This window comes from Moritella sp. PE36, from assembly GCF_000170855.1.
In the GTDB taxonomy this organism is placed as follows: Bacteria; Pseudomonadota; Gammaproteobacteria; order Enterobacterales; family Moritellaceae; genus Moritella.
In genome coordinates, this window is record NZ_ABCQ01000009.1 from 87714 (window position 1) to 100185 (window position 12472).

The following is a 12472-nucleotide window of genomic DNA, read 5'->3' on the forward strand; positions in this document are numbered from 1 at the left end:
AGATGAATACATTAGAAATCAATCAAAAGAAAGTTATCGAAACAAAAGCGCTACTCTTAGACATTATCAAAGAACCCTCTAGATTCAAAGAAGATGATAGATTGAGACCAGCCCTAAAATCTCAAAATGGGCTAGCGAAATACACTAATATTGAACGAGGTATCGCATCTTGCACTCTAAATACACTCAAGAGCGCTTCAGAACCTTTGCTTGTTCGAGGCTTTACTGAACTAGATGAATTGCGTAACAGCGCAAAGGACACCATTGAAAGTGCAATTCTAGGAGATAAAGCCACAAAGTCAACTCGAACAGGTTTGAGGAACAAAATTGATAAGTTGGAAGCTCAATTAAGCACAATGCAAAAAAGTGATTTTTTATTAACCGTACTCATTACTGAATTGCGCGGTGAACTAAAAAAAATGGCTCATTCAAGTGATAGTTCAGAGTTAAGGCGAGCTGAGTACCACCGTATCAATCGTATAATTGAAGCTAAGCTAAGCTATACACTGCATGGTAAAACTTAGTATGCCAATAACTTATTTAAAAAATTTCGAGCGTTGGGATTTCTACTCACCACTTAACCAAAAATTACAAATCGTCGATGCAAGCTACACACCTTTTATCACTTATAATAACGGTATGCCTTGCAATGAAGCTAATATGTATATGCACAAGCAGCTTACTGCTGTTAGATCGAGGCGTATTAAGGGTGGGACATTAAAGACCTACGCCAAACTTATTCATCATTTAGTTCACTATTGCTTTAAAAACAAACTCCGTTTTAGCCAACTAACCGATTCCTATTTTACCTTATTCGTTCATTGTTTACAGGGTGAGCGAGATAAATTAGGTGAGCTTGCACGAAGTAATAATCATGTAATTCAAATAGCTCAACGCTGCCTCGACTTTTTAATGTTTGTTCAGTATTATCATGATCTTGAGCACTTTATTGGAACAGGTAACGAAAATAGGCTAAAAGTTACCATCGAGAAACATCGCATCGTAATTGAAGGCTCAAATAACAAGAAAGAAATCGAAGTTATTACTCATAGTTGCGTACCAACAAAAGACGCCGTTAAACGTCGATTGCCAGTAAGTGAAGCCGATGCCTTAAAGGTGTGGAATTACATCTACAATCAAGATAACCGTGAAAAGAGATTGCGTGATATTGCTTTATATCAATGCTTAGAACAACTAGGCGGTCGAATTAGTGAGATTCACCTTATCACAGTTCAAGATATAGATAATGCTGCGAGAACGAACGGCAATCCCCATCTGAAATTAACAACATTAAAGCGAAGAGATAATGATGTTACTCGAAGCATCCCCGTTTCATTAGCTCTGCTAGCCTGCATTAAGGAATACATAAACAAGGTACGTAAAAAGATCATCAAGCGTACAATTGGCAAGGCTAATGACCATGATTATTTGTTCGTATCGCTAACCACTGGAAAACCCTTTCAAAGCGAATCAACTGGTACTTATTTGAATATTTGGAAGAAGAAAGTGGGTATTGAAGGACCATTTCATGCTCACTTATTCCGACATGCCTTCATCACCAACAAGCTTAGAGAGATTATCTTGAAGCATAAAGACATTACTTCGGGAGATAAATTTCGTGAGCACTTATTACATACTGAACGATTTAAAATGCAACTACAGCAATGGACCGGGCATCTCAGACTACATTCACTAGATATCTATATTAACCTCGTATTTTCTGATTTGAATGGTTACAGCGAAGTGTATGATGCCGTTCAACTAAAGGATTCAGTAAAAATAGTAGGTCAACATCTAGAAGCTATCAATCAACAAATTAAAAGCAAGTCAATAACCACAACCGAAGCTTTATTAGCGCTATCTAATTTAATTGAGGCATTTAAAGGTGATATAGATAATGCACTATCGAGTAGCGATCGTGTAGATGTTGGAATATCTGTTGTGAAATGATCATTCTCTAAAAACCAAATATTTACAAAGTGATTCATTAGCGGGTTGCTTTGAGTGTAATCTGCCAGTTCTTATTTTATGATGTGTCGAGAGCTGATAGCCCAGAGGATGATCAATGACTCTAAGCCAGATCTGGACAGAAATGGCTTAGAGTTGAAACTTTAAATGGTACAGTTCACATTACATAAAGTATTATTAAATTGAGATTAATGCCTTGTTTAGACATGAGCAACGCAGTCACTAAGTACCTACTTTTCACCTAATCACTAAATATCTACAAACCAAAAATGTAATCTCAGATAATCCTCAAAACGGAAGGTTTAAAGTTTAAAACAGTGTAATGGTCAACAAAGCCTTCAGTCTTTACACAGAAGGCTTTTGTGCTAGTGATACTAGGCAGCTGCTAACCGCTCTTGAAGACGAAGGCTTTCATAATAGTCTTCAGCTAAAGCCGTCATCTTAAACTCAACATCCATTCCATCAATATTATCAACAGCCTCTTTTATAGAGTCGAGATCCACCTGAAAGAATTCCTTCCTAAGATTTACAGCATTAACCCTTAATGATGTAAATGTTCGATGCAGAGCAGTTTCAAGTGCAGGAGCATCCTCAGCATATATCATGGCATGCACATCGAATGGGAACGGCACACTTGCATCACCTAGTTCTTTGACACGATCCATAGGCTCTAAACGCCTAGTCATACCTATTTTGTATACATCCTCTCCGAATGAGCCAATATTACTAATTACATATACATGGCCCTTTCGAGTTTGCTGAGCCATACTTTTCGCTCGATTTTCTTTAGCTTCAGCGTCGAGTAATTGCTGCTCAAGTTGAGTAATACGTAGTTCTGCAATTGCCCTTTCATTTTCAGAAATTCCTGATAGCTCTTTTCGTGCCTTATCCAACAAATCCCTATACATTTTTTCTTCTTTTTCAGCTTCAGCAACGACTCGCTCATACTCCTTGATAGCACGTTGCTCCTCTCTTATTTGCTCTTTTATTAACTTTTGCTCTGCTATTTCTTCTTGCTTCTTCAATGTATATTGGTATTGGAGCTTGCACTCTTCAAATTTCAGTTCCACATAACTTATGTCGAACCCACATTCCAATGTTGCAGCCGATTTTTCAAGAGTATTAGCAAGCTTTTCTATGCGTTCTAAAGTTCGACCGAAACTACTTGGGCTAACTTTACCTATAAGAAAATCACATTCTGTATTAAATGCCGTTAGCATCAACTTAACTTGACCGCTCAGAATCTTTTTATTGAACGATTTGTCATTTGAAATGATTGTTGTGTCTGGGTAAGTGACAGCCTTTTTTTCTTTAATCATTTCTTTCTGCTGAACCCTGACATCTTTAATCTCCTCAGCAAACCTAACTGAAGTTTCATAGAGATAATCTGGCATTTCAAAATGGCCACATGATGTATATTCATCCAAGCGAGAGTATAAATCTAACATCCTCATTAATTCTTCCTGCTCCGCACCAAGGTTGGATAAACTTAACACAAGTTTTTCTTCATCCACTTTTAACTTAGAAATCGCTGAAGTATGCAACTGAACACACTCTAATAACTGTTTTTCATTTTTCTTAAGTTCTTGTAATTCAACAGTCTCAATTCGCACGCGATCTAGTTCTTTGGTTTGAGCATTCAATTCATTTAGAGTCAACGTCAACTCTTCTTGTGTTTGAGCTAATGCTTCATCAAGACTCTTATATGTATCGAGCTTTGAATTAACATTATTTTTGTATTCATTTAGTTTTTTATTGAAATGGCTCTTAGTGATTAAATAGCTAGCAATTATTACTGACACTGCAACCGCTATAACAATCAGGAGGTTGTTATCCATATGACTACCTTAGTACTGCATTAATAAATTGTTTACGTAAAGAAGCTCTTTCAGAGCACCTATCAATGTATTCTTCTTGGGCATCGATAAGTGAATCTTTGAACTGCTGCTTTGCTTTAGCGATATTTATTTTTTCCGATTGTTTAGCTATATTAGTCCTATCTTTTTCTGCACGTATTGCATCACGCTCCAACTCTCTTAATCGCTTCTGATGTTCTCTCTCAGATTTAGCCTGCTCTCTTGCTATTGCCTTTTGTCTACGCTCGTTATCTCTGGCTGCTTGCTTGCCAGCTTTATCAATAGCCTTAACAACTTTAATAGCTAACCTTAAACCGCTCCCTTTTCTAGCCAACGTCTCCTCCTTAATTCCTATAACTGATAACTAATAACTAAATCCCACTATGTAAGCACACTTACCCATTCAAATTTCATGTGGTACATAGCAAAAACAAAAAACATATTGAGAAAATGTTAATAAACAACAACAAACTCATAAGCTTACTTAACTAACCTTATCGTACCCCCCTCCGGTTTAACATATCCAAATCAAACATAGCGTTGAACAAAGCGACTGAATCTTCAATCTGAATTAAAATGGGGCAGAATGGCATAACATTATGCGCAGTGGTGCTTCTTGGGCGCTATCAATACAATTTGATTATGATATTTTGTAGCCACAAGCTTGTAGCTCTTTATTGACTTCAAGTTTCCAAGCGCCAAGGGTATCTAAACCAACGTAGACAACACCACTAATATCATTCGGAGTTTCTATTTGCCCTTTTACTAAGGCGCATACATTTTCTCTACCTAGTTTAGCCATAAGATAGCCATGCTCGAAAATAACGTTTTGACGAGCCCTGTTCTTAGGGTGAGACTTTGTTTCATGTATACCGCGCCCGTGATCACATGCGGTATATAGAATTAAAGCAAAGTCAGCTTCATTTGCGTAATATTCTATTTTCTCAATGATGGTCATACCACTGTTTGCTTGCTCATGAAGGATTATGACGTCAATACCTAAACTTTCGATGTATCTTGATATTTCTTGCTTGGCTTCATTGTCTCTACCGTGGACAATAAAAACCTTCTTTTTAGGTGCTATATAGTTTTGTTGACCTATAATTTCAGAAATCACCCCTACCGCTTTTGGTTCTTTTTTCATTTCCACTGCATGCCCAAATTCAAGAAGATTTAGAGCTTCTGAAAACTCCTCATTTAAAAACTTTCTTCTATCAGAATAGGATCCAAATTTAGGTTTGATAAAATCCCAAAAAGAATCAAGGCTTCTATGTAACTTCAACCACTTAGGTAGGATTGATGTAATGTTATCGTTGGCTAGTAACTCATAGCGTAGGGATGCGAATTCCTCATTAGAATACGTTCCATTTGTGGCCTTAGCAACTAGTATGTTCATGAGATAACTTACTTTTTCAAATTCAGTATCTAAAAATTCTACGCTCATAATACCCTTCTAAAATATGGAACTGTTCGACTAAAAAAACTTGTTAATCACCATAACTCAATGTCAAATTACTTAAGTTTTTTATATATGGCAACAAGGTTTTTATATTTCACGAATACTAACCTTATTTGGGTATAAATCAATACTTTGCACCAAGGTAGGGTTAGTATCCTAACGGGAGGCTTTATAAATTTAGGGATAAAATAGCCAATACACGGGCATATTGAACATAAAGGTGATAATACGCAGAGCGATATTAGTGTATGAAAACACGCTAAAAGCCTCTTAACCACCCTATAAGACCACCTGATCGTTAATTTGACCATTCGTAGCGCAGAAGTGTTAATCACGTGTAGCCGTTACCAGGTGGTTATTGTTTCGTTGTTAGCTACGCGTCTAGAATTATTTTTGGTGGGCGTTAGTTCGCTAGATTTTACGTAGAGAACCAATACTAAGTACAACTCTAATACGCTTCATATCTTACTTAAATACTTTTCTAATAAGTACTATCGTTAGATAAATAAACAGAACTCCTGCAGCAGATAGAATGCCTATAACACCAAATGGAAGAAAAAGACTTTCATGTAGAACACCTTCTTCGTCGATATATTGAAAGAATGTATTTTCTAAAAAAAGAAAGCTAAAACCTAATCCAAACAATACGATTGAACTTAATAATAATTTATTTAGCATGAATCAAAACTACTCCTTGAAAAGCGTCGAAGGTGAAATATTTAATATCCTTCACAGCTCCACTTTTCCATATGTTAGATGAATTATTAAAACAAAAATCAGTTGTAAAGAAAATGTTTGGTTTGTAAGCGTTCGTGTGTCGCATCATGGTTTGTTGAGATTAACTTCCTTGTTGGAGGTTAATCTCTAGCGATAAAAACCTCCATATGCGGCCTATTGAACATAAAGACGATAATGCGCATAACGATGATCGGGTTTAATTATTACTAGGTAATAATTATCTGTTGTGACAACAGATAATCTCATTGGGATGTTTGATGGCCGTCAGCTACGATCCTGGAATAATTTTTGGTGGGAGTTAGTTCGCTAGATTTCACGTAGCGAACCATTACTAGACTCTGATCTTACATAACATTCGTTATGCGCAGTTGAGTCGAGGGGAGTTGAAGCGCGATTTTAACTGTGCTTATATACAGCGTTCATTTTTGATTTTGTGCGTTCTTATCTAATGACTTACCTATTATTCCGAAATACCGCCGCCAACTTGCCGCCGTTTTTTATGGATTGTTTATTACTAAAGAAGTAACCTTACTCGATATACTAGTAAAGTTACAAACGGTTATACGACGAAGCATAACCAACGATTAAGTGTGATTAATGCTTTGACTACTTAATAGCTTACTTAATTCGAATGAATCGATTGAACCGTCCTCATCAATATCTAGAAAGAATGGTAATTGCCAGCGCTGAGTTTTCTTACCCGATTCGGAAAATACTTTAGTTCCAGTAATACCTCTATCTTCGCTCCACGGTGGAAAAACTCTAAATCCCGTTTTTCCCTTGCTTTTCATCTGAGAGACAATACCTTTTTCAATCAAAATAGAGACAGGGAAAATAAACATCCCACATTTAGATTTATGCTCTAACTGTTCAGTGACATTAGAATGGCTATCAACCCGTATGAACAAATAATCGAGGTCATTGGATTTTAATGGAATAGGTTTATTACCATTGATACTCTCGGAAAGTGGACGTTTCCAAACGGCTAAAAAAGCTCCAGGCCTATCTGAAGTCACTTTACCTCTCCGATAGACAATATTCCTATTATCTAGGGAAAAATTTAATGCTTCATACTTCGAACTTTCAAGAACAGAATCTATCTCAACATTTTTAGTTATTTTATAGCCTACAGGAACAAACTCTTGAGTTAAAAAAGACTCTAATTCATCACGATAGTTTTTATTTTCCACAGAAACACCTTAATTGTATTTAAAGACTAGCTATCAAGCTGGCTGTATTAATGTTTATTATTCACTTTACCAAATATAGGCTGTTCTTAACTAGAGATAAAATCTAGCCTGAGCGGCCTATTGAACATAAAGGCGATAACGCGCATAACTATGATCGGGTTTAAGTAATGGCGATAAATATTACCTAGTAATGTTTGATGGCCGTCAGTTACGTGCCTGGAATAATTCTTGGTGGGAGTTAGTTCGCCAGATTTCACGTAGCGAACCATTATCTTATTCGGTTCTTACATAACATGCGTTATGCGCAGTTGGATAGGTTACGTAGTATCCTTGCCACTAATGTAGATTATGGCTATTTTCAGTTATATTTTTTCAGAGAAATAGGCCATTATCTCAGCTGTAGTCATTTCTTTTGTTTTATTGGTAAAACAATAATAATTAGGACGGAGATCACTAAAGTACTGCATGTCCATTTCTAACCCTTTCAATTGCGAGAATAAGCCTACAGGCATATTGTATTCACCTGTAGCTTTTAATTTATAGAAAAGGTGTGTTCCACATTCAGAACAAAAAGCTCGTGATGCCCAAGATGATGATTCGTACATTTTAACTTTATCTTCACCTTCAATTTTTACTTTAGTACCGCATTGCACCGCAAAGAATGGAGCGCCACCCCAGGTTCTACATGATTGGCAATGGCATACTGTAAACTTAGGATTCACTTCCTCTGCGGTAATTATTACTTCCCCACAAAGGCAGCTTGCTTCAGACTTAATCATTTTTATAACTCCTTAATTCATTAACTGTATATTTTATTTAAAACAGTGAAGCACTAAAGAATTTAAGCTAAATACTAAACTGACATTGGTAATAAGCTTACACGTACACTGTATCTAAATACAGTGTTTCTTGTGGGTTAATTCGACATTTAGCTGAGGTGATTTAGATAAGGTGGGTATTAAATCGTAAATAGCGGGCTTACGCATAAATCATGGGGTGAATAAAAATTCCATAATGATAAGTTTAAACCTAGGGGATTAGTTTGGAACTGCAAAATTCGAATGTTTTTGATCTTGAGATAAATTTAGTCCCTGAGCGGCTGTTTAACATAAAGGTGATAATGCGCAGTGTCATTTCACTACTCAGGCAAAAAGTCCTCTCTAACGCTTACTTTACCCCTTTAAAACCAATTTTAACCCGTAATTCTGGATGGATCATTTTGCACTGTCTTAGTGAATATCACTTTCGCATCGATTTTAATTGAAATGCTTATTTCTAATGCTTTTGTAATATGGGATACAAGTCACTATAGGAGGGAGAGCCCCTTTGCATAATATCTAATCTAACCAAGGCTGGATCACAATTGAACTCGCAATAGAGTTCGCGTGTATTGTTGTGATATGACAGATTCCTCACATGATAAAATGTATGGAAAATCGATATGAAAACATCGTGAGTGAGTAACTGCTCTAACGCAGAAAGGGGCAGAATCGAGTTAGCGTGATTGGCGAGGTTTGAATTGATAATACTGAGTCGTTTGTGGCACAACTCGTCTTACAAAACGACAAATCAGTGGCCAATATAGTTTAGCCACAACAAGTTGGACTCGCGTAGTTATAATTATTTTAGCAACTATTATGTGTATTGAATATTAAACCCTTTTCGGCCACCGCCAGCATTATCCATCCACGATAATGTAAATGACTCTCTAACAACCGTATGACCAAGTGAGGTTGTTGCAAGCAATTTAACGGACTCAGAACTATCAAGGTTGCATGGAAAATAATCTTTAATCTCTGATGAAATCACAAAATCAACTCTCTCACCAAAATCAATTCTTACATCTCTGGCTTGAGCAGAACCTATATTAGTAATAACTAGCCGTTTGCTATTGCTACGATGACTTACGAACCTAGCAGTAAACTCTGCCTTCTCCTTATTCATCTCACGCTCTTTAGCATCCTTTAACTCAAGGACTGTAAGCTCCCTTTGCAGATTACCCAATTCTCTTGCTAAGTCTTTCTGCTTACTATGAACTCTAATACTATGCCATAAAGAACAACCAGCAAAAACAGCAGCGGCAATAGCGCCTGCATCGCTAACAGTTAACTCCATTTAACCCCCTCTATTTCTTCGTAAATGTAATGTTCTTATTTCCCTTAAACGCACTCTCAAATGATTCAGTCAAAGAGTTAGCCACCTCATCAAGCATCTTAGCCTCATATTCTTCCATGAAGTCATTAAAGTTCTCTTTATGACCGCACTCTTTACATATCATAAACTTTTGATGCTCGTCTGTATGAACAGGTTGAGCCCCACAAATCGGGCACTTTGGTTGTAATGCCTCTTCTGAAATAGACATACTTACTCCTTGATAATATTAGACACTTAAGAATATTATCACGGTTACTCGTCTTCCCGATAACGAAGTTCTTTGCGGTTGTTATCTGTGGGGTTACACATAATGATAGTTTTATCTAAAAAGGTTTGGGGCACGTTCCGAGTTACGCCCCACATCAAGTTACGCCCCACATCCCAAAATCATTGCTGGACAAAACTGGCTTAGAGTTTAAGCTTCAAAGAACATAATTTGCATTCCAGAAAGTATGGATAAATTGAGATTAACGCCTACATTAAACGGACAACAATTGTTGGCTAAACTTGTTGAGGAACGAAAACAGCCAGCTGTTTCTCGTCCTTTTAAAGGACTTTTTATGTGTTTGATACGTATGTAATTATATATGATTTAATTCTATACCAAACAGCTAAGCCACCTATTTGCGAATAATCAAATGGTTGCCCATTTAGGTTTTCTAAATTAATTCCGATACCATCAATAAAGCTTAAATCTAACACCTCAAATTTGTGAGGTTTAACAAACCATTCTGGCGCTGCAATACCGTGAGAAAATGCATTACGCGTAGCCGATATTAATGATTTTATAATTTTGATTTCACTATGCTCTGAATTCACTTTCTCTAAAATACAATCTAAACAAATAGCCGTTGCGCCAAAAGCTGTACTTACTGCCATTTGAGATGCATGAACGATACTATCTTGGTTTTTAAATTCATCGGAAGAATAGGAAACATTTTCTTCATCAAGGTTCGATTGAAGATCTTGGCCAAATACATCAACATCAATTTTCCCTAACTCTGCGTAACACATGTTTCTTATTGTGTACTCAAGTAATTTAAAAGATAGTTCGGCATCTTCAATTAGATTATTCACCACAACTCCAGAAACACAACGCCCAAATCACAGGCTTAAAATAGTTAGCTAAAATTTTGAGTAACGAAAAACAGCAAGCTATTTTAAGTCCTAGTTAATTTTCTTGTTATGTGTTTTTCCCACTAGAATTCATTTTATTTAACAAATCAGCGACCATAGTAGCTGATATTGCAGGCTCTACTGGAATTCCTCCTTTATCAAAAACAGAGGTTTCTCCCTTTTTAAGTACAAAGTTTCGCTCCGTATTTGCAAGGTTTGAAAGCATTTTTGATGTGTTAGTTGAATCACCAGAATTGAAAGCGAGCATTAATGAATCTCGTTTTGCTTCATAATTTGTCACTTCATTATTAATGTAAATAATATTGTTTAATGTTGTTTTATATAGGTTTAAAAAGAAAATGGAAATCCCCTGAACCATAAGAACTAAAAACAACCGAGATGTATAGTAAAAGACTGTTTCAATATTTGAATCATTTTGAGGCGGAGTAGCATTCATTAAAACAAATATTAGGATCAAAATGGCTGAGATTGTTGCTGCGATACCATAAACTAAATTTATAGTTGCTTTGGCTTGTAAGGTATCAGCATACTTTTTTAATCTCACAACGGTAGAGTTTAATGATTTTTCTGCTTGCATCGAGAGTTTATCATTGTATATTTTAGAACCGTACTTTCCTTCAATTTTTAATAATAGAGCACTATTGAGCTGTGATTCGACTGTCTCTGATATTTTACTTACGATAGATTCTCGTTCATGAGTTGATAACGTTGATTCTAATTTCCCCTTTTCTAATGAATCATTAATTGAACGAAGCAAACTTACAATTGCCTTATTTTCTTTTGAGTTTAAAGGGGTGTTCAATTCTTCTGTCTTTATTTTTCTTATTCTCTTAAGGTTAAATCCTGACATATGTAAATATGAGAAGATAACGGTAGAAAATAAAAGTAGTACACCACCAAAAATCTTAATATTTACCAATTTAGCCTTATCACTTGTTGAATTACCTTTGAAATACCCATTTGTAATATATGTTGCAACAAGTTGAGATTCGGCCCAGAGAAAAGCCCCCAATAAAACTAAACCAATCATAATAACAAATAAGAATTTTTGAATCTGATTTTCAAGATCAGTATTTTCTTGTATATCTGCCAGCTCATCAATTTGAATTTTGCGTGTGTCTTGTACTTTTTCATTCATTATTTTTGATAACTCTACTTTTTCAATGCACGAAGTTGCATCATTCTATTCTTACTGTAAGGAGTCAAAGACCAATATGAGACTTGCGAATACTTGATACTTTTTATCCATTAACACCAATCGTCTATGGGTAACACTGACACATAACGCCTCAATAATTAGCTGCCTGTGACGAAGTCACGTATAGGATGTCTGACGCTGAAAGCGTGTAATTAATTGACTTGTTATGTTTTATATTCAGCTTCAGCCAATTGGAAGCACTTGTCATAAAATACTTTAAGGTCACTTGGAAAATCCGATAGACAATTCTGCTTATTATCGTGGTTAAATAGATGTTGATAGTAATACTCTATACATTTATAAGCTATATCCATATGTGGACGATAATCATGACGTTCAGAATCAAGGTGCGCGATGAACTTATCTCTAGATTTACGAAGTTCATTTACGTAAACCTCAAATTCATCATTATCCATTCTGATAGTTTCACATAAGAAAATTTGGAATTTAGAGCAGTCAGTAGCAATTTTACCCCAATAATGTTTCCCTTTTTTATCAGCAAAAAGTTTGCACCATTCCAAAACGGCTTGATCAAAAAAATTAAAATTTGCAGTTCGCCAAAATGGGTTCGTTTTTAATAATATTCCATTTTCCATACCTGCACGATAGAACGCCAAATTTCTTACAAAATGCACACAAAGAAATCCGACTCTACGAATCCGTTCATCTCTAGTAATCGGCTCTTTCTTTGTAATCATACTCATGCCTCAAAAAAAACATAACATTTGTATAAACGGCGCTCATTTACCTCATTAGACCAGTTTAACCAATA

General features: G+C 35.9%; 13 protein-coding genes. 2 read left to right on the forward strand and 11 right to left on the reverse strand.

Annotation, left to right across the window (positions count from 1 at the left end; all coding sequences use genetic code 11):
- Positions 1-2: 2 nt before the first annotated feature.
- Both PE36_RS07930 and xerC read left to right on the forward strand, forming a co-directional pair.
- Positions 3-524, forward strand: a complete 522-nt coding sequence (locus tag PE36_RS07930) for a hypothetical protein (RefSeq protein ID WP_006031472.1) — start codon at positions 3-5, stop codon at positions 522-524.
- A 1-nt stretch (position 525) separates the two neighbouring features.
- Positions 526-1950, forward strand: coding sequence for a tyrosine recombinase XerC (xerC, locus tag PE36_RS07935; protein ID WP_043994271.1), 1425 nt, complete (start codon positions 526-528; stop codon positions 1948-1950).
- A 392-nt stretch (positions 1951-2342) separates the two neighbouring features.
- Here the strand turns inward: xerC and PE36_RS07940 are convergent, their stop codons facing one another.
- From PE36_RS07940 to PE36_RS07990, 11 genes are all read right to left on the reverse strand, one after another.
- The gene (locus PE36_RS07940) at positions 2343-3806 is read right to left on the reverse strand and encodes a DUF4041 domain-containing protein (RefSeq protein ID WP_006031474.1); all 1464 of its coding nucleotides are present in this window, start codon (positions 3804-3806) and stop codon (positions 2343-2345) included.
- Positions 3807-3810: 4 nt separating this feature from the next.
- Complete coding sequence (locus PE36_RS07945; RefSeq protein WP_006031475.1) at positions 3811-4158, reverse strand: hypothetical protein; 348 nt, start codon at positions 4156-4158, stop codon at positions 3811-3813.
- Between the two features lie 306 nt (positions 4159-4464).
- On the reverse strand, positions 4465-5268 hold the full coding sequence (locus PE36_RS07950; RefSeq protein ID WP_006031476.1) for a TIR domain-containing protein: 804 nt from the start codon (positions 5266-5268) through the stop codon (positions 4465-4467).
- Positions 5269-5748: 480 nt separating this feature from the next.
- Entirely contained in the window at positions 5749-5961 is a 213-nt protein-coding gene (locus tag PE36_RS07955) for a DUF3955 domain-containing protein (RefSeq protein WP_006031477.1), read from the reverse strand.
- 644 nt (positions 5962-6605) lie between these two features.
- Positions 6606-7211 (reverse strand): MepB family protein, encoded by a 606-nt coding sequence (locus PE36_RS07960; RefSeq protein WP_006031479.1) that lies wholly within the window; start codon positions 7209-7211, stop codon positions 6606-6608.
- A 362-nt stretch (positions 7212-7573) separates the two neighbouring features.
- Positions 7574-7990: a GFA family protein gene (locus PE36_RS07965; RefSeq protein WP_006031480.1), complete on the reverse strand. Its 417-nt coding sequence runs from the start codon at positions 7988-7990 to the stop codon at positions 7574-7576.
- Between the two features lie 856 nt (positions 7991-8846).
- Entirely contained in the window at positions 8847-9326 is a 480-nt protein-coding gene (locus PE36_RS07970; RefSeq protein WP_006031481.1) for a hypothetical protein, read from the reverse strand.
- A 10-nt stretch (positions 9327-9336) separates the two neighbouring features.
- Positions 9337-9573 carry a hypothetical protein gene (locus PE36_RS07975; RefSeq protein ID WP_006031482.1) on the reverse strand — a complete coding sequence of 79 codons (237 nt, stop codon included), beginning with the start codon at positions 9571-9573 and terminating at the stop codon, positions 9337-9339.
- Positions 9574-9923: 350 nt separating this feature from the next.
- Positions 9924-10442, reverse strand: a complete 519-nt coding sequence (locus tag PE36_RS07980) for a hypothetical protein (RefSeq protein ID WP_043994273.1) — start codon at positions 10440-10442, stop codon at positions 9924-9926.
- A gap of 106 nt (positions 10443-10548) precedes the next feature.
- Entirely contained in the window at positions 10549-11640 is a 1092-nt protein-coding gene (locus PE36_RS07985; RefSeq protein WP_006031484.1) for a hypothetical protein, read from the reverse strand.
- 224 nt (positions 11641-11864) lie between these two features.
- Complete coding sequence (locus tag PE36_RS07990; RefSeq protein ID WP_043994275.1) at positions 11865-12398, reverse strand: hypothetical protein; 534 nt, start codon at positions 12396-12398, stop codon at positions 11865-11867.
- Positions 12399-12472 lie beyond the last annotated feature (74 nt).